The organism is Luteimonas rhizosphaerae (genome assembly GCF_002849595.1).
Taxonomy (GTDB): Bacteria; Pseudomonadota; Gammaproteobacteria; order Xanthomonadales; family Xanthomonadaceae; genus Luteimonas; species Luteimonas cellulosilyticus.
Map to the genome: position 1 here is coordinate 1 of NZ_NRQR01000016.1, position 19152 is coordinate 19152.

The following is a 19152-nucleotide window of genomic DNA, read 5'->3' on the forward strand; positions in this document are numbered from 1 at the left end:
GGTGGGCGGCGCGGCGGGCGGCAGACCGTCGGCGCTTTCGTACTGGGCGCGGAATTTCGACAGCAGCGGCAGGCCCAGCGCCTCGGCGAGGGTGGCGTTGTCCTGGTTGCCCCAGGCGAGCGCGACCGGCAGCGCGCCGGCGCCGCGCAGGGCCTCGATCAACGCGCGTGCGGTCTCGACGTCCGGCAGGCCCGGCAGGCCGCCGAAATCGAGGATCACCGCCGCGCGTTCGAACAGCTTGGGCGCGCGCGCGACGCGGCTGCGCAGCTCGTCGCCGAGGCGCGCGACATCGAGCGTGCGGATGCGCAGGTTGGCGATGCCGACCTGGCCGATCTTCAGCTCGCCGGCCTGCTCGAAGCCGGCGGCGGGTGCGGGGGAGGGACGCGAGGCCATCAGGCGTCCGCCTCCACCGAGCGCGCCTGGACCCGCGGTTTGCCGAGCCAGGGCGCGTCCGGCAACGCGTTGCCGTAGCGCTCGCGCACCCAGCCGAAGCTGCACAGTTCCTTGACCAGCATCGACGCGCGGATGCCGGCGCCGGGCATCACGTGCTGGCCGATCTCGCGGAAGCCGAAGCTGCCGTGGAACAGACGCACCGGGTCGTTGTCGTGCTCGAGGAAGACCTCGCAGGTCAGAAGCGGATGGCGGACCTCGGCATAGCTCTGCACGTCGGCATAGAACGCCCGGCCGACACCGCCACCACGCCGGCGGCTGGCGACGACCACGCGGTCGATGTAGAAGAAGTCGGGGTAGTGCTCGCCGAACCAGCGGAAATTGCTGCTGTCGTGCCCGCTGGTGGCGCCGAACCCGATCAGGAAGCCGGCCAGCGCGTCGTCGCGCTCGGCGATCCGGAAGTATTCGGCGGTGTCGTAGAGGCGGCGGAGCCGGTCGGCATCCAGCGGCAGGATCGAGGGTCCGGCGGCATTGTTCAGTTCGAGGATGGAATCCAGCTCGTGCTCGCGCACGTCGCGGACGACGATCGACATTCCAGACTCCAGGTAACTACCGGCAAGAGCGCGCGACGCGGGAACGACGGAGGTCGTGCCGGTCGAGCGGGGGCGATTATTGCATGCCCGTCCCTGGCGCGGTGATCCGTGAGGCCTCGCGCGGCAGGCCGCGCGCATGACTTTAGGCCGGCTCCGGCGGCCGGTTTTGCGCCTACCATGCGGCCGATGATCCGGCATCTGCACCACAATCGTTTGCTGCGCGTCGCCGGCCTGTTCACCTGGGCGGTGATCGGCTTGCCGCTGCTGTTGCTGACGCTGGCGCCCGCCGAGCAGTTGACCGACAGTCCGACGCTGCTGGTGCTGCAGAGCTGGCGCACGTGGCTGGCATGGCTGGTATTCGGCCTGTCCTACGCGTGGCTGACCCGGGGCCTGGGCGAGCGCCGGATCAATCCGCTCGACCATGCCCTGGTCGTGGTGCTGGCCGGCAGCGCGATCGCGATCAGTTACTACAGCCAGAGCGGGCTGGGCAGCATCCTGCTGATGGTCGTCGCCTGCGTGCTGCCGTGGCTGTTGCCGGTCTGGGTGGGCGTCGGGCTGCTGGTGCTGTGCGAATTCGTCATCGTCCCGGTCTACGTGCGCGGCTTCGATTTCACCTGGATCGAGGCCGTACTGCAGGCGGCGCTGTACGTCGGTTTCACCGGCTTCGCCTTCGTGACCGGCCTGGTCGCGTGCCAGCAGAGCCAGGCCCGCGAGGAGCAGCGTCGCCTCAACGCCGAACTGCGCGCGACCCGGGCCCTGCTGGCCGAGAGCGTGCGGGTCAACGAGCGCACCCGGATCTCGCGCGAGCTGCACGACCTGCTCGGCCACCACCTGACTGCGCTGAGTCTCAATCTGGAGGTCGCCAGCCATCTGGTCGCCGGCCAGGCGCGCGAGCACGTCGGCCAGGCCCAGACGCTGGCGAAACTGCTGCTCAGCGACGTACGCGAGGCCGTGAGCCATCTGCGCGACGACGATGCGATCGACATGCGGGCGACGCTGCTGCCACTGGCGGAGAACGTGCCGGGCCTGCGCATCGACATCCAGATGCCGGTGCAGTTCATGATCGACGACCCCGAGCGCGCGCACGTGCTGCTGCGCTGCACTCAGGAAATCATCACCAACGCGGTGCGCCACGCCGGTGCCCAGCTGCTGCGCCTGCGCTATTCGCAGGACCGCAGCACGGTCTTCCTCGACGCGCGCGACGACGGCCGCGGAGCCGAGAGCGCGCGGGCCGGCAACGGCCTGACCGGCATGCGCGAGCGGCTGGCGGCCTACGGCGGCCGGCTCCAGGTCGAGACCGCGCCGGACCAGGGCTTCGTCCTGAAACTCGAACTCCCGCTGGCGGACGACGGCGGCCTGCGCGATGCTGCGCGGGCCGTGGCCGTGGCCGCCGCGAAGCCCGGGCCGGCCGTGGATCGCGCGACATGAGCGCCGCGGCGCAGGCATCCGCGGGCAGGGCGCCCGTCATCATCGAACGGAAGTGGGGAACCGCATGATCCGAGTCTTCCTGGTCGACGACCAGAATCTGGTCCGTCAGGGCATCCGGTCGCTGCTCGCGCTCGACGGGGGCATCGAGGTCGTCGGCGAGGCCGCCGACGGCCAGCAGGCGGTGGCACTGATCCCGGGCCTCGCGCCCGACGTCGTGCTGATGGACATGCGCATGCCGGTGATGTCCGGGCTGGAAGCGCTGCAGTCGATGGCGGCCGCCGGTACCCTGCGCCCGACGATCATCCTGACGACCTTCGACGACGACCAGCTGGTGCTGGCCGGCCTGAAGGCGGGCGCGAAGGGGTATCTGCTCAAGGACGTGTCGCTCGACCAGCTGGTCGGCGCGATCCGCACCGTCGCCGACGGCGGCTCGCTGGTGCAGCCCGCGGTGACCCAGCGGCTGCTGACGGGGCTGGAGCAGATGCGCAACGAGTTCGTCAGCCTGGAGCGGCCGGACCCGCTCACCGACCGCGAGACCGAGATCCTGCGGCTGATGGCCGGCGGCTTTTCCAACAAGGAAATCGCCAATTCGCTCGGCGTCGCCGAAGGCACGATCAAGAACCACGTGTCGAACATCCTGTCCAAGCTCGGCGTCCGCGACCGCACGCGTGCGGTGCTCAAGGCCTTCGAGCTGCAACTGGTCTGACGGCAGGATGCCCGGCCCGCCGCAGCACGGCGGGCGTTCGCCCCTCCCACGAGGCAGTGCCTCGTGCACGGGATGCGCTCACCCTGTCCAAACTCGGCGTCCGCGACCGCACGCGTGCGGTGCTCAAGCCCTTCGAGCTGCAGCTGGTCTGACGGCAGGATGCCCGGCCCGCCGCAGCACGGCGACGGTCGAGGCGCAGCGGCATCCAGCGCGATCCGCCGGGTTGCATCGAGCGCATGACGCGACGCGACCGGTGGGGCGTGCCGCCCCGATCCGGTGGGCGCGCGATCCTCCACATCCATCCGTCATCATTCCCAGACACCATACGACCGCGTCACGTGGCACCATGCCGCCCCGTCCGCCGCTGTCGAACGCGCCCCTGCGTCCGATCGTGCAACGTACTCGCCCGGTGTCGCGCAACTTGCTACGATTGCCGGTCTGTGCCGCATCAGGCCGGAATTGGTCCTGGAGAACCCTGAATGACCCGTCTGCTCGAACTGCTGATCTCTTGTGTCATCGTCGCCGTGCTGTTCCTGGTGGTCGACCGAATCGGTCGAGACCAACCGTCGGCAGAGCATCGTGTTCGACACGATCAACAGCCTGAACCGCTTCAAGGACTGGTCTCCGATCCGTCTCTACGATCCCGCGGCGCAGCTGAAGCTGTCGGGTCCCTCGGCAGGCGTCGGTGCCCGCGTCGATTTCGATTCGTCGATCGAGCGCGTCGGCCAGGGCAGCTGGGAAATCACCGAGTCCGAGCCCGACACCCGGGTCGTCTACAAGGTCGAGAACCCGCAGCGCGGCGACAACAAGACGATGACCTTCGTCCTGGAGCCGACCGGCCGCAACAACCGCAACATCGAGATCACCCAGACCTACAGCGTCGATTACGGCTGGGACCTGCTGGGCCGCTACGCGGGCCTGTACGTCAGCCGCAACGTCGGTGACGACATGAAGCTGGCGCTGGGCCAGATGACCACGATGCTGGCCTCGGTGCCGAACGTCGATTACCGCGTCGAAGGCAGCAAGCTGACCGAGCTGGCCGCCGTCGACCGTCCGGCCGAGAACCTGCTGGTCGTCGCCGCCGGTGCGATCGAGCGCAACAACGACGTGATCCAGGACTCGATGAAGTCGAACATGGAGTGGATCAACCGCACCATGGCCGCCAACGACCTGGAAGCCGCCGGTCCGATGCGCATCATCACGACGGAGCTGGGTCGCGAGACCTACAACTTCGACGTGGCGCTGCCGGTCCGCAAGAAGGGCTCCGGCCCGGCCGCGCCGGCCGCTGCTGCGGAAGGCGAAGGCGACGAGACGGCGGAAGGCGAAGAGGCGGCTCCGGCCCCGGTCGTTGCCAGCACCACCGACGCCGCCGAGCTGTCGGACCTGGAACTGCTGGGCCCGGTGACCTACGTGCACACCCAGCGCGGTCGCGCCGCCAAGGCCAGCTACACCGGTTTCATGGCCGAGCTGGACAACGTCCGCAATGCGGTTCGCGCCTGGGCGCTGACGCAGGGTCACGAAGTCACCGACCGTCCGTACGAGTTCTACGAGAACGGAATCGATACCGCGTTCACCGAGAACGGCGAGTTCGAGGTCTTCTGGACGCTGCGTGATCCGAATGCGGTGCCTGCAGCCGCGGCGCCCGCAGCAGCACCGGCACCGGCCGCGGCTGCCGAAGCGCCCGAGGCCGCTCCGGCCGAGTAAGCGCAGTCCATCGCGTTGCTGGCTACCACGCACGCCGCATCCCCCGGGATGCGGCGTGCGTCGTTTCAGGGTCGGCCGCAGGGTCAGCTGATCCGCGACAGCGCCGCTGCGGCGGCATGGGAGAAGACGATGGGGATCGGGTCTACGCGCAGTTCACGGCACAGCGGCGGACTGGTCGCAGCCGGCGCGCTACTGGCAGGCCTGTCGGTCGGGTTGTCGGCCTATGCGTCGCACGGCGTCGACGGTGCCGCGCGCGCGGCGTTGCAGACGGCGGCAGTCTTCGCGTTCGGTCACGGCATCGTGCTCACCGTGCTGGGTCGCGCCGTGCGCGGCACGCTCGAAGTCGCGTCGCTGGTCGCACTGCTGATCGGCACGCTGCTGTTCGCGGGCGCGCTGGTGTCGCGCCATCTGTTCGGCGGGCCGTCGTTCTTCGCGCCCTGGGGCGGCATCCTGACGATGCTCGGCTGGCTGCTGCAGGTCGTGGCCGCACTGCGGCGCTGATCGCGCCGCACCGGGTCGATCAGTCGAGGGCCGACCGGTAGCGCCAGTGCCAGGGTTCGTAGACGATCCCGTGCGGATTGTCGCGCGGGTAGCTCATCGTGAAGCCGTGGGCGGCTGCGTGCGTCGTCAGCCAGGCGAACGCGGGCGTCGATTCGAACGACGTCTCGGCCGGCGGCTCGCCCGGCGCGCTGATGTCGAGCGCGGTGCCGGCGTGGTGTTCGCTGAAGCCCGGTGCGGCGTTGACCTGGAGGATCGCCGCGACGTCCTGCCCGCGCGCGCGTTTGCGCTCGAAGATCCCGAGCTGGTAGTCGTGGCTGCGATAGCCCGACACCGCGTCCAGCGCGACGTCGTCCCGCGCGGCGGCATGCCGCAGGTCCTGCCACGCGCGCGCCGCGCCAGGCAGCAGCCACAACGGCCGGCGATAGCGGTCGACGCCGGCGGCGACGAGCCAGGCGGGCTCGTCGATCCGCGACAGGCCGGTGCGCGCGGCGTAGTCGTCGGCGTCGATACCCAATTCGTCCAGCTTCGCGTCCAGGCCCTGCGGGGGCAGCGAGGATTGCCCATGCCCGAGTCCGCCGGCGCGTCGCGCGGTCCAGGCCTCGAGCGTCGCCAGCGCCTCGTCCAGGCCGGGTGCCCGCTGCCACCTCGGCAGCAGCGGCATCAGGCCTTCCGGCAGCGTGGCGGCGAGGTAGGCGCCATCACGCTTGCGGCGCAGCACGTGGTCCGCGCGCGCAAGGACACGGGCGTCGCGGTTGCTGCGCGCGCGCAGCAGCGCCGCAGGCCAGATCTCGACCTCGGACGTGTTCAACAGGACGGGTAGCGAGGACTGCATCACCGCAGCTTATGCGAACGCGCCGCGTCGTCGCCAGCAATGCGCGTCCGGTCGGACGCGGAACCGGAAGCCGCGCGATGGGCGGATGGCCGATGGGCCCGGATGCATTCCCGCGACGCGTGATCACCAGCGTTGACGACCCTCCGGCGCGCTCGTCGCCCTCGGGGTCAGAGCACCGCCTGCGGCATCAGCAGAGGTACCAGCACGTGCAACACGAGATCGGCGCTGAAATGCGCGACGACCGCCATCTCCAGGCCACGCTTCCAGAACACCCAGCCGAAGGCGATGCCGCCGATCGCGTTGAGCACCACCGTGCGGGCGACGACGCCGGCATCGAGCGACCACACCTCGGCGGCCGTGGGCAGGTGGCCGAGGCCGAACAGCACGGCCGCCGCGATGATCGCGGCCCACATCAACGCCGGCGCCGGCGTCGGCCAAGGTGTCTGCCCGCGCGTCGCGCGCGGAAGCTGGAGCCGGGCGATCCACACCGCTAGCCACACCAGCAGCGTCATCAGGAACAGCCGCAACTGCAGCTCCTCGACGATGCCGCCGTAGAACGACGCGAGCAGGCCGTACAGTGCATTGCGTGCGCCGTCGATGTCCTGCATGTCGACCCTGGGCGGCGGCAGCAGCAGCGGATCGAGGAGATGCGACAGCAGCAGGATCGCGATCGCCGAGGCGATGCCCAGGCCGGCGCTGTGCACGGGCCGCAGGACAGCGGTGTCGATCGCGCCGTGCCGGTTGAGCCAGCGCTGCAGCAGCGGACTGCCGAGCCCGACGCGATGCCCCATCCGCAGTCCCGCCCAGGCCAGCAGCGTGACCAGGATGAACATCTGCATCGCCTGGATCGCGATCAGCGCCGGCAACGGCACCGGCAGGGCGGCGACGCGGCCCGGCGCCAGCTGCAGCAGGTACGGAAACACCGCGACCGTCGCGAGCGCGGCGGCCGCGGCCCAGGCGACGGCGACCCGCAGATCCTGCCGGGGCCGTGGAGGCAGGGGCACGCGCGTGCTCATGCCGGGCGCTTGAGGAACAGCAGGGTCGGGCCCCACTGCGTGGCATGCACCGCATTGACCAGTTCCCAGCCCTGATGCCCCAGGGTCTGCAGCCGCTCCTCGATCAGCTCCGGCTTCAGGCCGCCCATCGTGCCGACCTTCACCGTTTCGATCTTGTACTGCCAACGCGTCGTCATTGTCGTTTGTCCGTTGTGGGAATGGAGGAGGATGGACCCGTGAGCACCGCGCGCTGCGCCGCTGCGACGGCCCCGCGCTGCGCATGCCTGGACATGCGTGCAACGCGATCGCCGGGCTGGAAGCCGTAATCGCCGAACTGCGAATGATTGGCGCCGCGCAACACGATTCGCGTCGTGTCGTCCGGCAGCCTGTGCCGATTGCGATCCGCGCGGCGGACGCTGGCGATCGGATCGCGGTCGCCGAGGACCTGCACGACCGCGAACGAGACGTCGCGCAGATCGATGTTGCGCGGATGCGAAGTGCCGACCAGCACCAGCGCATCGATGTCGCTCTGGTACCGCTGCGCGTAGGCCGCGGCGGCCTTGCCGCCACGCGAATGGCCGCTGACGACCCAGCGGCCACCCAGCGTTTGCGTGCGTGCATGTGCCCGCGCAAGCGTGCCCCGCGCTTCGGCCTGGCCGAACGCCCCGCGCCACGGCGTGCGCACCAGCAACGCGCGATGACCCCCTTCTGCCACCGCATGCATCAACGGCGCATACGCACGCGCATCGACCAGCCCGCCCGGGAAGAACACGAGCGAGCGGGCGGCGGACGTCCCATCGACCGGTTCGAACAGCCAGCCATCGTCCAGCGGTCGCACGCGCACCTGTGTCGAATCAGACAGGGCGCTTCGGGCGAATGCGCTGGGCTGGAACGCGATCGCGCACCACACGATCCAGACCACCAGCGCCAGACTGCCCGCGATGGCCCACCACCTGCGCACTCGCGCCCACAGCGCGCTCATTCGGACTCACGCCCGGTAGGAGGCGTCATATGTCCAGGCAGCCGACCGGCCTTGCGCAGGGCGTCGCGCAGGACGTACTCGATCTGCGCGTTCGCGCTGCGCAGCTCGTCGTCAGCCCAGCGCTGCAATGCGGCGAGAACCTCCGCGTTGATCCGCAGCGGATAGGCCTTCTTGTCGCTCACTGGCGGCCCCGTGCCCGCCGCTTGGCCTGGGCCACGACCAGCACCGAGGCCAGCGCCAGTCCGTTGACGAGCAGCACCATGACCACGACGAGGGCCAGCAGCCGGCGCTCCTGGTCGCCCCACAGCGCGACGCCGAGGCCGGTGGCGAGCATCGCCAGGCCGGTCATGCGCATCAGGCGGGCGAGCTTGCTGTCGAGCACGGCCTTGTCGCGGACCGTCATGCCGCGGCTGCCTGCGGACAACGGCAACCGGCCGTCCGCCAGCCAGCGCGCCGACACGAAGGCGGGCAGGGCCAGCAGCACGAAGATCGCGGCGGCGATGTACTGCGGCGACATGTCAGTACAGCGATCCGGTGTTGACCACCGGCTGGGTCGCACGGTCGCTGCACAGCACGACCAGCAGGTTGCTGACCATCGACGCCTTGCGCTCTTCGTCGAGCGTGACCATGCCGCTCTTCTGCAGCTCGGCGAGGGCCATCTCGACCATGCCGACCGCACCGGCGACGATCCGGGTGCGCGCGGCGATCACCGCATTCGCCTGCTGGCGCTGCAGCATCGCGTGGGCGATTTCCGGCGCGTAGGCGAGGTGGCTGATGCGCGCGTCGAGCACGTCGACGCCGGCCGAGGTCAGGCGCTCGTCGAGATGTTCCTTGAGCCGGTCGGAAATCTCGGTGGGGTGGCTGCGCAGCGAGATCTGGCCCTCCTCGTGCTGGTCGTAGGGATAGCTGGTCGCCATCGCGCGCAGCGCCGCCTCGGACTGGATGTGCACGAAGCTCTCGTAGTCGTCGACGTTGAACACCGCCTCGGCCGAATCCACGACCTTCCAGACGATGACCGCGGCGATCTCGATCGGGCTGCCGTCGAGCTCGTTGACCTTCAGCCGGCCGCTCTCGAAGTTGCGGACCCGCAGCGAGACCTTCTTCTTCGTCAGGAAGGGATTGTTCCAGCGCAGGCCGTTGGCCTGGTCGGTGCCGACGTACTTGCCGAACAGGCTCAGCACCGCGGACTGGTTGGGTTCCACCATGTACAGGCCGGTCACCGTGAACGCGACGACCAGGGCCACGCCGATGGCGACGGCCGGCAGAACGGAGCCGCCCCCGCTCGAAGTGCCGCGGAAGAACAGGTAGACGCAGGCTGCCAGGCCCAGCAGCTGCAGCAGCAGGACCGGGATGCCCGGCAGGGAGCGGATCGGTTTCTCTTGCATCGCGGCATCTCCAGGTCGTGTAGCCAATTGATATCGGATTGATATCACATCGTCAAGTGGGTGGCGGCACAGGCGCGGACCCGCTCACGCCTGCTTGGCGGGTCCGCCGGCAGGATGTGACCACATTCGCCCCCGGAGCCTGCATGTCCCGTCCCCGTCATTTCTCGATGCTCCGCGACTTCCATCTCGCCGACTGGTTCACGCTGGGCAACGCCTTCTGCGGCACCGGCGCGGTGTTCGCCGCGATGCGCTTCCTGCAGGACGGCGTGCGGACCGACCTGCTGATCGGCATGGCGCTGATTCCCCTGGCGTTCGTGCTCGACGCCTTCGATGGGCGCATCGCGCGCTGGCGCAAGGTGTCGTCGACGCTCGGGCGCGAACTCGATTCGCTGGCGGACGTGGTCTCCTTCGGCGTCGCGCCGGCGGCCCTGGCCTATGCCTGCGGCATGCAGGGCGGCTGGGACTGGCTGGTGCTGAGCTTCTTCGTCTGTTGCGGCGTCAGCCGGCTCGCGCGCTACAACGTCACCGCCGAGACGCTGACCGACGGCGGCGACAAGGTGAAGTTCTTCGAGGGCACGCCGATCCCGACCAGCCTGGCGCTGGTGGTGGTGCTGGCGATCGCCGCGTGGACCGGCGCGATCGGCGCCGAGCTGTGGTTCGGCGCCCTGCAACTGGGGCCGTGGCGCCTGCATCCGCTGGTGCTGATGTTCGCGTTGTCGGGCGCGTTGATGATCAGCAAGACGCTGCGCATTCCCAAGTTCTGAACGGTCGCGGGCGCTCCCCGGGCAGTTGCTATGATCGAACGCGACTGAGCGGGAGCGCGCGATGACGAACGGCTGGCACGAGGGTCCGGGCATGTCCGGCACGGAACTGGAACGCATGGCGCGGCAGGCGTGGGAGGCGTGGCGCGATGCCTTGCGCCAGACGGCGCCCGGGGCGTCCCAGGCCGCCGGCTTCGGCGGTCTCCCGGGCGCGATGCCCGGCTTCGGCGAGGCCCCCGCCGATCCCTGGCGCAGTGCGCTCGACTGGTGGGCGCGACAGGCGCCGTCAGCGGGTCAGGCGGATGTCGGCGATACCGTCGCCCGGTTCAACAGCCAGGCCAGGCAATGGTTCGGCCAGATGCAGCAGCTCGCAGCGCAGTTCGCGGGTCGCGACGACAGTGCGGCCCAGATCACGGCCGCGTGGCGGCAGGCGCTCGGCGGCCTGGAGGCCAATCCCTTCGCCAAGATGTTCGACGGCCTGCAGGCACCCGGTCTGGAAGGTTTCGACGCGTGGATCGCGCGGGCGCGCCCACTGCTCGACGCGATGCAGGGCGGCGCGCACGGCGCCGACTGGCTGCAGCTGCCGACGTTCGGCGTCGCACGCGAACACCAGGCGCGCTGGCAGGGTCTGGCGCAGGCGATGGCCGGCTACCAGCAGAGCCAGCAGGCCTATTACGCCCTGCTGGCGCGCGCCTCGCAGTCGGCCTTCGGCCTGTTCGAGCGCAAGCTCGGCGCACATGCGGCGCCGGGCCAGCAGATCGAGTCCCCGCGCGTGCTGTTCGATCTGTGGATCGATGCGGCTGAAGAAGCGTATGCGGAGATCGCGCTGTCGCCCGAATTCCGCAGCGCGTACGCGGATCTGGTCAATGGCCAGATGCGCCTGCGACTCGCGGTGCAGCGCGAGATCGAGCAGCTGTGCCGGCAGTTCGATCTGCCGACCCGGACCGAACTCGATGGCGCGCATCGCAAGATCGCCGAGCTCGAGCGGCATCTGCGTCGCTTGCGCGACCGCGTCGATGCCGTCGCGCCGGTGGTGCGGGCAGGCGTCGCGCGCGGGGCTACCGTGACGCGACCGCACGCGGACGTGCGTGCAGTTTCCGCGGTCGGATCGCCGCGTGCCGCCCGTACAGCGCGCGAGACGTCCGTGCGCAGCGCCGCGGTAACGGCGGCACCGCCCCCGAGGACGACGGCCAAGTCGGCGGTGCCTGCGAAGAAGCCGGCAGCGCAGAAAACCGCAGCAAAACAAGTCCCGGCGAAGAAGGCCGCAGCGAAGAAGGCTGCGCCGAACAAGAGCGCGCCGAGGAAGACGGCGAAGAGCGCGCGCCAGTCAGGAAGGCGGCACCCAGCAGCACGCAGGCCTCGTCCGCCGCAGCGCGAACGCCCGCCGCCGGCGCCGCGCCACGAGCGGTGACCAAAGCCGCGCGGGCGCCCACGCAGGTGGTCGCGAAGGCCGAATCCGCGCCCACGCGCACCACGCGGCGCACGCCCGTCGCGCGGCCCGTGCCAAAGGGCCGCCGCGCGCGCGCCGGGCGCGTATCCGAGGCGACACCGACGCGTGCGGCACGCAAGAGCGCGCGATCGCCGACGCGTGTCGCGCCGCTGCCGAACTACGGATTCATCTCGCCGATTCCGCTCGCACCCGAACCGATGACAGCGGCGCGCGGCAAGCGCGCTCGCAAGGGAAAGCGCTGACATGACCGGACCACTCCACATCACGCCGGAGCGCGTCGCCGAGGAGGCCACGCGGTTCCAGCAGAAACTGGGCGCCGGCCTGCAGACGCTGCGCGACGTCGACGACGTCCACTACGGTGCGACCACGAAGCAGGAAGTCTGGCGCGACGGCAAGGTCGTGCTGTACCGCTACATCGGCGAGCGCGCACCGACTGCCAGGGTACCGCTGCTGATCGCCTACGCGCTGGTGAACCGGCCTTACATGGTCGACCTGCAGGCGAACCGCTCGATCGTCAAAGGCCTACTGGAGCGTGGCGAGGACGTCTACATCCTCGACTGGGGCTATCCCGACCGCTCGGACCGCTTCCTGACACTCGAGGACTACATCGAGCGCTTCCTCGGTGGCGCCGTCGACCATCTGCGCGATGCGTTCGACCAGGATGCGATCAATCTGCTCGGCATCTGCCAGGGCGGCACGTTCGCGTTGAGCTATGCGGCGCTGCATCCCGAGCGCGTGCGCAATCTCATCACGATGGTCACGCCGGTGGATTTCCACACCGGCGACAACATGCTGTCTAACTGGACGCGCGATCTGGACGTCGACCTGTTCGTCGACACGCTCGGCAACGTGCCGGCCGACATGATGAATCTCTGCTACCTGACGCTGAAGCCTTGGCGGCTCTTCGTGCAGAAGTACGTGGGCCTGGTCGACATCCTCGACGACAAGGCCGCGGTCGAGGATTTCCTGCGCATGGAGAAGTGGATCTTCGATTCGCCCGACCAGGCGGGTGAGGCCTTCCGCCAGTACATCAAACAGTTCTACCAGGGCAACGGCTTCGTCAACGGCGGCATCGTCATCGGCGAGCAGGACGTGCATCTGGGACTGGTGGAGATGCCGGTGCTCAACATCTTCGCCGAGCAGGATCACCTGGTGCCGCCGGATGCCTCGCGCGCGCTGCGCGACCTCGTCGGCACCGACGACTATTCGGAGCTGTCGTTCCGCGGCGGGCACATCGGCATTTACGTGTCGGGCCGCGCCCAGACCCAGGTGCCGAGCGCGATCCACGACTGGCTGGCCACGCGGTCGCGTTGATCCCGATGCGGCCCGGGGACCCGCGGCGAATGCAGGCGCGCACCGCTCTGCCGTCCGCTGAAGTGCGGGCCGCGACGCGCCTTTGGATACCCGCGTCGCGTGCTGCATCCGCGACCGCTGGTGTCTAATGGCGCCGGTTTCCCCTCCGACAGGCCACGCGCCATGACTGCGACATCCACGCTCAGCCGCACCCGCAACGACCGCGTCCTGGCCGGCGTCGTCGGCGGTATCGCGCGCCGCTTCGACTGGAATCCGACGATGACGCGTGCGATCTTCGTCGTCGTGTCGGTGCTGTCGGCTGCGTTCCCCGGCATCTTCGTCTACCTGCTGCTGTGGATGCTGATGCCGGAAGGCGAGGGGTGAGCGCAACGGGTCGCGCGTCGTCGCATCGCCTGCTGCGGCTGCTGGGCGCGGTGTGGACCGCCCCCAATTCGCTGATCGGGCTGGTCGCGGGCACGGCCGGTCTGGCGTTCGGCGCGCGACCCGTCTGGCGCGCGCGCGATCTCGCCCTCGTGTTCGAGCGCTGGCCGTGGGGTCCTGGCGGCGCGATCACGTTCGGCAACGTGATCCTGCACACGGGCGCGTCGCTGGATGTCGCCTGCCGCACCTACTCGCATCGCGCGGGCCTGCGCGACGATGCGCCGATCCGGCTGTGCGACCACGAGCGCGCGCACGTCTACCAGTACATGGTGCTGGGGCCGTTGTTCCTGCCGCTGTACCTGGTGTGCGGCGGCGTCAGCGTGCGCAACCGTTTCGAGCGTGCGGCCGACCGGTACGCCGCGACCGGTGCAGGCTGGTGGCCCTGGCCGACGCCCTGACGCAGCGCTCGTTGCGGCATCCTCGAGACGTGCGTGCTTCGCGTTTCGGGTATCCGTGATCGGCGATGGCGCGCTCGCACTGCGCCGATGAGCGAGAGGTCGCGCTGTCCGATGCAACGCATCGCGCCGGGTGTCGCAATCGCCATGGCATGTCATCGGCGCACAGTTCGGCCGGGCGTCGCGGCGCCCGGGTGGGCGCTGCGCTACGCTCGGCGTCCAGCCTCGGGAGTCGCCACGATGCATCAGGACACGCGTGTCATCTCGCCGTGGTCGTTCTTCCTGCCGATGCTGCTCGCCGTCATCCTCGGCAACCTCGTCGTAGCCGGCGTCCAGCGGCTGTTCCCAGGTGGTGACGAACCGGCGGCCGCACCCGAACGCGACGGGCCGGCCGACGCGATGCCGACGTCTGCGGAGCCGGTCCCGCCGACGGCGCCCCTGCCGGTGGCGCCTGCAGCGCCGCCGCCGTCCGACCTGCCGGTGGTGCCGCCACCGGTGCCGCCGGCGGCGGATGTCATCGATGCTCCGGCCGCGCCAGATGCGGGTTCCGTGCTCGATGCGGTGGCCGCCGACGGTGCCACCGACGCCGACGGCAATCCGCGGTTGCCCGGTCCCGTCGAAGCGCGGCGGTCGGGCGCGTCGCGCAGTTGCATCAACAACACGGTGGCGGACCGCAATCCCAACGGCTGGGGACAGGCGCTGGAGAACGATGCACCGGTGCGTTGCTCGGCGACATCGCCCTGACCCACGTCCTGCGCCGGGATCCGGCCAGCGCGTGTTGCTGCGTCCAGTTAGAGCGCGTGACGCATGACGTCCCGCGGCGCGCTAGCCGGCGGCGCCGGCGCGATCGCGCAGCACGATGCGCGCCTCGCCCGACGGCACACCGCCGGGTGCGAAACGTCGTTCGACGAACAGCAGTTGCGCCGGCGAAACGAGCACCACGCTGCTGCAGCGCGTGCCATAGCGATCGTCGACGAGGAAAGGCGGCGACAGCTGCCGCTCCAGCGCGAGGCCGACGCCGGTGTCGGGCAGGGTGTCGTCCGGTGCGGGCGTCGTGCTGCGAAGGCCCGCGAACAGTGGCGCGATCGCCTCATCGTCGAGCGTGTCGACCTCCAGCGGTGCGGCCCGCGTCGCGAGCCAGTCGCGCAGCGTCGCCGAGGCCGCGTTGCTCTTGGGCCAGGGCGCGTCGAACGCGCCGTTGGACATCGCGTGCAGGCCGGGCGACACCGGCGCGGCCACGAAGCGCGGATGGTTGCTGGCGAACCACAGCGACGGGCCGTCCCACAGCAGCAGATTGAACCGGCCGTAAGCCGGCGCGTCGGCGGCGAGCGCCTGCGCGAACGCCGGTGCCGACAGCGCGCCGTGCACGAAGTCACGCACCAGCCAGCCGCGCGAGCGCGGCGCGGTCTCGACCGCGCTGCCGCGGCGCACATTGGTCACCGCGGCTAGACGCCGTCGCGACGCCGCCAGCAACCAGCTGCCGTGCTGCACCAGGTCGCGGCCGCCGTAGACATCGGGCGCATCGGGATCGGGACCCGCAGGCGCCGTCGGGCGCGCATGGAACTCGTCGCGGTTCGCGATCAGGGCCAGGGGCAGGTCGGGGCGGGTGTTCCAGGCGACGGCGATCAGGCACATCGCGCCATGGTAGCGAAGCCGGGCGATCGGGCCACGTGGCGGGCGCAGCACGGCGGCGCGCGTTGGCTCCGGAACGCATCGTCGGCCGACCTTGGACTCCCGGCCGGGAGCATGAGTCGGCAGACCCGAATCCAGACCGCGCGACCCACCCGCCGGGTACCCGGAATCGAGACCGTTCGTCGGCGCCACAACGGCAAACGCCCGCTGCGTGCGGGCGTCTGGTACCGGAGGCGGGACTCGAACCCGCACGCTTTTAAGGGCGGCGGATTTTGAATCCGCTGCGTCTACCATTCCGCCACTCCGGCGCGGACGCGGAGTATAGCGGATGGGCCGTCGCGCGAGCCGGCCGGGCGGGGGCGTTTGCGGATTTCGAACATACGCATTGGCATGATGCGCAGGCCGGCGGGTGGCCGGGAGTCTGGAGACGGTCATGGTCAGGAACGCGAATCTGGCACGGCGTACGGCGCGGCACGCGCGACGTGTCGACCCCATGCATGCGCTGCGCGTGCTCGCGCTGGTGGCGCTGCCCGCGTTCGCGTCCGCGTGCGCAGGCACGCCGACGCCGGTCGATGCAGTGCCCGTCGCCGAGCGCGAGCTGGCCACGCCGGCCAGCCCTGCGCGCGTCCCGGCACAACCGGGCGGCAGCGTCGCACTGGCCGACGGCGTGTTCCGCGTGCACCTGAGCAATATCCGCTGCGTGCGCGCGCCGTGCCCCAACGGCTACATGATCTCGAACGTCGACGGTCACCCGGACGCATTGCAACCCGACGTGCCGCAGCCCGTGTCGCGGATGCCGCAGGACGTGCGCTTCGAGGCGGCATCAGGCGGCGCAGTCGAACCGGGCCTGGTCGAGCAGGCGCACGTGGGCGAGGGCATCGTCGTGCAGGGACGTGCGTGGCTGGTCGACGGCGGGTCGGTGCTGCGGGTCGAAGTGGACACGCTGCTCGACGACTGACGGAATGGCGTGAGACCGCGCCCGGCGCGGGCATCGATCAAGCAGCAACCGCGCGCCGCACGGCGCGTGCGGAACGTCTCAGGCGGCGTCGGAGGGCAGCGCGCTCTCGCTGCGCCGGTACCACTCGCCGTCGTGCGGCACGAACTTCGCGCAATGCGCGATCACGCCCTTGTAGACGTGCAGCGACACCGCAATCGCATGCGGGCTCGCGTTGCGGATGGTGTGGTACTCGTGCGGCGGGATCAGGCTGCCGGCGCTGCCCGGGCCGGCCTGGACGCCGCCGGCCGCGCGGAACCGGAATTCCTCGCCGCTGCGGTCGAGCAGTTCGTACTGGGTGATTTCCAGCTCGCCGCCCCAGACCCCTTCGACGCACCACAGGCCGTCGTGGTCGTGGATCGGCGTGCCCTGGCCCGGGCCCCAGGTCATCGCGACGATGCTGTAGCCGTGCTCGGGGCTGCGATAGAGCTCGCGGCGGGCGTAGTGGTCGTCGATCGGCTGGTGCACGCAGGCCGGCAACTGCACGTCGGGATCGCGGATCAGGCTGCACAGCGCGCCGCGCAGGGCCGCGGTGATCGCCTGGTCGTCGCCCAGGGCGACGGCGGCATCGGTTGCGGCGACGAGCTTGTCGCGGCCGGCGAACGGCACATCGGGCAGCCCGCGGACGGGCGTGGCGGTCGAGGCGGAGGCGACGTCGGTCATGGGTGCAGTCTATCGCGCCCGCGCGCCGCTGGCGTCCGCGACGGAGTGCCGCCCGTCACACCGTCGCCAGGAAACCCGAGATCGCCGGCGCGAACCGGTCGATGTCGACCAGGAAGGCATCGTGCCCCTGCGGCGACGCCAGCGGCAGGAACGCCGCGTCGACACCGCCGGCCCGCAGCCCGTCGGCGATCTGCTGCTGTTGCTGCAGCGGGAACAAAATGTCGGTCTGCACGCCGATCGCCAGCGCCCGTTCCAGCCGCAGCGTCGCCAGGCCGGCCTCGGTCGCCGCACCACAGCTTTCGCCGATGTCGAACCAGTCCATCGAGCGGCTGAGGTAGAGATAGCAGTTGGGATCGAAGCGGCGCACGAAGCGCCGCGCATGTCCTTCCAGGTAGCTCTCCACCTCGAATTCCAGCCCGAACGGCTCGTCGTCGTCGCGGCGGTCCGAATCCAGCCGCACGCGGCCGAAGCGGCCGTCCCATTCCAGCGCGGAGCGGTAGGTGATGACACCCAGCTTGCGCGCCATGCGCATGCCGCTTTCGGGGTACGACGTCTCGTCGTAGTCGCCCTGCCGCCACATCGGATCCAGCCGGATCGCCTCGCGTTGCAACGAACGGATCGCGATCGAGAACGGCAGGGCGCGCGCCGCGCCGCAGATGTTGATGTGGGTGCGGGCGAGGCCCGGATGTCGCGCCAGGATCGACAGCGCGGTCATGCCGCCCATCGAGTTGCCGATGAGACAGGCCAGCGTCCCGATGCCGAGCGCGCGCACGACGTGCGCGGCGGCATCGGCGCCATCCTCGATCGACAACTCCGGAAAGCCGAGGCGATACGGCGCGCCGGTCGCCGGATCTGCCGAGGCCGGGCCGGTGGAGCCCTTGCAGCTGCCGAGCGAATTCACGCAGACCACGAACCAGCGGTCGGTGTCGATGGCCTTGCCCGGGCCGAGCATCGGCTCCCACCAGCCGGGCGACGGATCGTCGGCGTGGCTGGCGGCATGCGCATCGGGCGACAGCCCGGTGACGATGAGGATCGCGTTGCCGCGCGCCGCGTCGAGCGTGCCCCAGGTCTCGAAGGCCATGCGGGCGCCGGTCAGCGCGCCGCCGCGCTTCATCGGGAAAGGCGAGGGCAGGGGGACGAACCGGCTGGCGGGCGGGATGAATTCGGTCATCGCGCCAGTCTAGCGGCTCGTCCCCGCGGCGCCGTGCGCGGCCGGAGGCGTGCGCTCACGGCAGCGCCGGCACGCCCGGGGTCTTGTCGCGGTACCGGCAGAGGTCGCGTATCACGCAGGCTGGGCAGTCGGGCTTGCGCGCCTTGCAGACGTAGCGCCCGTGCAGGATCAGCCAGTGGTGCGCGCCGATCAGGAAGTCCCCGGGCACCACCTGCAGCAGCCGGTCCTCGACCGCGCGCACGTCCTTGCCGGGTGCCAGGCCGGTGCGGTTGGAGACGCGGAAGATGTGGGTGTCGACCGCGATCGCCGGTTCGCCGAAGACCGTGTTGAGCACGACGTTCGCGGTCTTGCGCCCGACCCCGGGCAGGGCCTCGAGCGCGGCGCGATCGCGCGGCACCTCGCCGCCGTGCAGCTCGACGAGCTGCCGGCAGGTCGCCATGACGTTCTTCGCCTTGGCGTTGAACAGGCCGATCGTCGCGATGTGGCGCTTCAGCGCTTCCTCACCGAGGTCGAGGATCGCCTGCGGCGTATTGGCGACGGGATACAGGCGTCGCGTCGCCTTGTTGACGCCGACGTCGGTGGCCTGCGCCGACAGGATCACCGCGATCAGCAGTTCGAAGGGGCTGGTGTAGTCGAGTTCGGTCGTCGGCTCGGGATCGAGATCGCGCAGCCGGGTGAACATCTCGCGGATGTCGGCGCGCGTCATCGTGCGGCCGCGACGTGGCGGCGGGCCGGCGCTGTCCGCGCTCACGGGGCTGCGCCGCCGGCGCGGGCCTTGGCGCGGGCGAGGATCGCCGCGGCCGCCGACGGCAGGGCCGGCTTCTGCGCGGGCGCAG

At 70.4% G+C, this 19152-nt stretch carries 23 protein-coding genes, 1 tRNA gene and 2 pseudogenes; 12 read left to right on the forward strand and 14 right to left on the reverse strand.

The window, feature by feature from the left end; all coding sequences use genetic code 11:
• Positions 1-393: pseudogene (gene minC / locus CJ022_RS08145) on the reverse strand (septum site-determining protein MinC); the annotation flags it as partial.
• Positions 393-983, reverse strand: coding sequence for a GNAT family N-acetyltransferase (locus CJ022_RS08150; protein WP_101926167.1), 591 nt, complete (start codon positions 981-983; stop codon positions 393-395). The pseudogene minC and the gene CJ022_RS08150, both read right to left, overlap by 1 nt.
• 186 nt (positions 984-1169) lie before the next feature.
• On the opposite strand from CJ022_RS08150, the gene CJ022_RS08155 reads away from it, so the two are divergent.
• From CJ022_RS08155 to CJ022_RS08170, 4 genes and pseudogenes are all read left to right on the forward strand, one after another.
• Positions 1170-2411, forward strand: a complete 1242-nt coding sequence (locus CJ022_RS08155) for a sensor histidine kinase (RefSeq protein WP_101926168.1) — start codon at positions 1170-1172, stop codon at positions 2409-2411.
• Positions 2412-2475: 64 nt separating this feature from the next.
• Entirely contained in the window at positions 2476-3117 is a 642-nt protein-coding gene (locus tag CJ022_RS08160) for a response regulator (protein WP_101926169.1), read from the forward strand.
• 479 nt (positions 3118-3596) lie between these two features.
• Positions 3597-4728 (forward strand): annotated as a pseudogene (locus tag CJ022_RS08165) (polyketide cyclase); the annotation flags it as partial.
• A 222-nt stretch (positions 4729-4950) separates the two neighbouring features.
• Positions 4951-5322, forward strand: coding sequence for a DUF423 domain-containing protein (locus CJ022_RS08170; RefSeq protein ID WP_101926188.1), 372 nt, complete (start codon positions 4951-4953; stop codon positions 5320-5322).
• 19 nt (positions 5323-5341) lie between these two features.
• On the opposite strand, the gene CJ022_RS08175 is transcribed toward CJ022_RS08170, so the two are convergent.
• From CJ022_RS08175 to CJ022_RS08205, 7 genes are all read right to left on the reverse strand, one after another.
• Complete coding sequence (locus CJ022_RS08175; RefSeq protein ID WP_101926170.1) at positions 5342-6154, reverse strand: M15 family metallopeptidase; 813 nt, start codon at positions 6152-6154, stop codon at positions 5342-5344.
• 167 nt (positions 6155-6321) lie between these two features.
• Positions 6322-7158 (reverse strand): CPBP family intramembrane glutamic endopeptidase, encoded by an 837-nt coding sequence (locus CJ022_RS08180; RefSeq protein ID WP_143703918.1) that lies wholly within the window; start codon positions 7156-7158, stop codon positions 6322-6324.
• 8 nt (positions 7159-7166) lie between these two features.
• Positions 7167-7346, reverse strand: a complete 180-nt coding sequence (locus tag CJ022_RS08185) for a DUF4177 domain-containing protein (protein ID WP_101926172.1) — start codon at positions 7344-7346, stop codon at positions 7167-7169.
• Entirely contained in the window at positions 7343-8131 is a 789-nt protein-coding gene (locus CJ022_RS08190; RefSeq protein ID WP_101926173.1) for an alpha/beta fold hydrolase, read from the reverse strand. Before CJ022_RS08190 ends, CJ022_RS08185 begins: the two co-directional genes overlap by 4 nt.
• Positions 8128-8313 (reverse strand): type II toxin-antitoxin system antitoxin, encoded by a 186-nt coding sequence (locus tag CJ022_RS08195; RefSeq protein ID WP_101926174.1) that lies wholly within the window; start codon positions 8311-8313, stop codon positions 8128-8130. The genes CJ022_RS08190 and CJ022_RS08195 overlap by 4 nt, the downstream gene beginning before the upstream one ends.
• Positions 8310-8648, reverse strand: coding sequence for a hypothetical protein (locus CJ022_RS08200; RefSeq protein WP_101926175.1), 339 nt, complete (start codon positions 8646-8648; stop codon positions 8310-8312). Before CJ022_RS08200 ends, CJ022_RS08195 begins: the two co-directional genes overlap by 4 nt.
• Position 8649: 1 nt before the next feature.
• Positions 8650-9516: an SPFH domain-containing protein gene (locus CJ022_RS08205; protein WP_101926176.1), complete on the reverse strand. Its 867-nt coding sequence runs from the start codon at positions 9514-9516 to the stop codon at positions 8650-8652.
• A gap of 143 nt (positions 9517-9659) precedes the next feature.
• Here CJ022_RS08205 and CJ022_RS08210 point away from each other — a divergent pair, with 143 nt between their 5' ends.
• The 7 genes from CJ022_RS08210 to CJ022_RS08240 all read left to right on the forward strand — a co-directional run bounded on the left by CJ022_RS08210 (position 9660) and on the right by CJ022_RS08240 (position 14600).
• Entirely contained in the window at positions 9660-10280 is a 621-nt protein-coding gene (locus CJ022_RS08210; protein ID WP_101926177.1) for a CDP-alcohol phosphatidyltransferase family protein, read from the forward strand.
• Between the two features lie 61 nt (positions 10281-10341).
• Positions 10342-11688 (forward strand): class III poly(R)-hydroxyalkanoic acid synthase subunit PhaE, encoded by a 1347-nt coding sequence (phaE, locus tag CJ022_RS08215; protein WP_233198655.1) that lies wholly within the window; start codon positions 10342-10344, stop codon positions 11686-11688.
• A complete protein-coding gene (locus CJ022_RS08220; RefSeq protein WP_101926178.1) occupies positions 11685-11969 on the forward strand; it encodes a hypothetical protein in 285 nt (94 codons plus the stop codon). Before phaE ends, CJ022_RS08220 begins: the two co-directional genes overlap by 4 nt.
• Position 11970: 1 nt before the next feature.
• Positions 11971-13041 (forward strand): class III poly(R)-hydroxyalkanoic acid synthase subunit PhaC, encoded by a 1071-nt coding sequence (gene phaC / locus CJ022_RS08225; protein WP_101926179.1) that lies wholly within the window; start codon positions 11971-11973, stop codon positions 13039-13041.
• 162 nt (positions 13042-13203) lie between these two features.
• A complete protein-coding gene (locus CJ022_RS08230) occupies positions 13204-13404 on the forward strand; it encodes a PspC domain-containing protein (RefSeq protein ID WP_101926180.1) in 201 nt (66 codons plus the stop codon).
• Positions 13401-13859, forward strand: a complete 459-nt coding sequence (locus CJ022_RS08235) for a hypothetical protein (RefSeq protein ID WP_101926181.1) — start codon at positions 13401-13403, stop codon at positions 13857-13859. The genes CJ022_RS08230 and CJ022_RS08235 overlap by 4 nt, the downstream gene beginning before the upstream one ends.
• A gap of 237 nt (positions 13860-14096) precedes the next feature.
• Positions 14097-14600 carry a hypothetical protein gene (locus tag CJ022_RS08240; protein WP_101926182.1) on the forward strand — a complete coding sequence of 168 codons (504 nt, stop codon included), beginning with the start codon at positions 14097-14099 and terminating at the stop codon, positions 14598-14600.
• Between the two features lie 81 nt (positions 14601-14681).
• Here CJ022_RS08240 and CJ022_RS08245 read toward each other — a convergent pair whose 3' ends face one another.
• Positions 14682-15491, reverse strand: a complete 810-nt coding sequence (locus CJ022_RS08245) for an NRDE family protein (protein WP_101926183.1) — start codon at positions 15489-15491, stop codon at positions 14682-14684.
• Positions 15492-15710: 219 nt separating this feature from the next.
• Positions 15711-15796 (reverse strand) — tRNA-Leu (locus CJ022_RS08250).
• 185 nt (positions 15797-15981) lie between these two features.
• On the opposite strand from CJ022_RS08250, the gene CJ022_RS08255 reads away from it, so the two are divergent.
• A complete protein-coding gene (locus CJ022_RS08255) occupies positions 15982-16446 on the forward strand; it encodes a hypothetical protein (RefSeq protein WP_101926184.1) in 465 nt (154 codons plus the stop codon).
• A gap of 78 nt (positions 16447-16524) precedes the next feature.
• On the opposite strand, the gene CJ022_RS08260 is transcribed toward CJ022_RS08255, so the two are convergent.
• From CJ022_RS08260 to nth, 3 genes are read right to left on the reverse strand one after another with little or no spacing between them, the layout of a single operon-like run.
• Positions 16525-17145 (reverse strand): cysteine dioxygenase family protein, encoded by a 621-nt coding sequence (locus tag CJ022_RS08260; protein ID WP_101926185.1) that lies wholly within the window; start codon positions 17143-17145, stop codon positions 16525-16527.
• A gap of 55 nt (positions 17146-17200) precedes the next feature.
• Positions 17201-18316 (reverse strand): homoserine O-acetyltransferase MetX, encoded by a 1116-nt coding sequence (gene metX, locus CJ022_RS08265; RefSeq protein ID WP_101926186.1) that lies wholly within the window; start codon positions 18314-18316, stop codon positions 17201-17203.
• Between the two features lie 55 nt (positions 18317-18371).
• On the reverse strand, positions 18372-19022 hold the full coding sequence (nth, locus tag CJ022_RS08270; RefSeq protein ID WP_199171458.1) for an endonuclease III: 651 nt from the start codon (positions 19020-19022) through the stop codon (positions 18372-18374).
• Between the last annotated feature and the right edge of the window lie 130 nt (positions 19023-19152).

Coding starts and splice junctions, on each gene's coding strand:
- CJ022_RS08185 (WP_101926172.1), bottom strand. CDS start 7,346: ATGACGACGCGTTGGCAGTACAAGATCGAAACGGTGAAGGTCGGCACG.
- CJ022_RS08210 (WP_101926177.1), top strand. CDS start 9,660: ATGTCCCGTCCCCGTCATTTCTCGATGCTCCGCGACTTCCATCTCGCC.
- CJ022_RS08190 (WP_101926173.1), bottom strand. CDS start 8,131: ATGAGCGCGCTGTGGGCGCGAGTGCGCAGGTGGTGGGCCATCGCGGGC.
- CJ022_RS08170 (WP_101926188.1), top strand. CDS start 4,951: ATGGGGATCGGGTCTACGCGCAGTTCACGGCACAGCGGCGGACTGGTC.
- CJ022_RS08245 (WP_101926183.1), bottom strand. CDS start 15,491: ATGTGCCTGATCGCCGTCGCCTGGAACACCCGCCCCGACCTGCCCCTG.
- CJ022_RS08240 (WP_101926182.1), top strand. CDS start 14,097: ATGCATCAGGACACGCGTGTCATCTCGCCGTGGTCGTTCTTCCTGCCG.
- CJ022_RS08260 (WP_101926185.1), bottom strand. CDS start 17,145: ATGACCGACGTCGCCTCCGCCTCGACCGCCACGCCCGTCCGCGGGCTG.
- CJ022_RS08255 (WP_101926184.1), top strand. CDS start 15,982: ATGCATGCGCTGCGCGTGCTCGCGCTGGTGGCGCTGCCCGCGTTCGCG.
- phaC (WP_101926179.1), top strand. CDS start 11,971: ATGACCGGACCACTCCACATCACGCCGGAGCGCGTCGCCGAGGAGGCC.
- CJ022_RS08175 (WP_101926170.1), bottom strand. CDS start 6,154: ATGCAGTCCTCGCTACCCGTCCTGTTGAACACGTCCGAGGTCGAGATC.
- CJ022_RS08155 (WP_101926168.1), top strand. CDS start 1,170: ATGATCCGGCATCTGCACCACAATCGTTTGCTGCGCGTCGCCGGCCTG.
- CJ022_RS08150 (WP_101926167.1), bottom strand. CDS start 983: ATGTCGATCGTCGTCCGCGACGTGCGCGAGCACGAGCTGGATTCCATC.
- nth (WP_199171458.1), bottom strand. CDS start 19,022: ATGACGCGCGCCGACATCCGCGAGATGTTCACCCGGCTGCGCGATCTC.
- metX (WP_101926186.1), bottom strand. CDS start 18,316: ATGACCGAATTCATCCCGCCCGCCAGCCGGTTCGTCCCCCTGCCCTCG.
- CJ022_RS08205 (WP_101926176.1), bottom strand. CDS start 9,516: ATGCAAGAGAAACCGATCCGCTCCCTGCCGGGCATCCCGGTCCTGCTG.
- CJ022_RS08230 (WP_101926180.1), top strand. CDS start 13,204: ATGACTGCGACATCCACGCTCAGCCGCACCCGCAACGACCGCGTCCTG.
- CJ022_RS08160 (WP_101926169.1), top strand. CDS start 2,476: ATGATCCGAGTCTTCCTGGTCGACGACCAGAATCTGGTCCGTCAGGGC.
- phaE (WP_233198655.1), top strand. CDS start 10,342: ATGACGAACGGCTGGCACGAGGGTCCGGGCATGTCCGGCACGGAACTG.
- CJ022_RS08200 (WP_101926175.1), bottom strand. CDS start 8,648: ATGTCGCCGCAGTACATCGCCGCCGCGATCTTCGTGCTGCTGGCCCTG.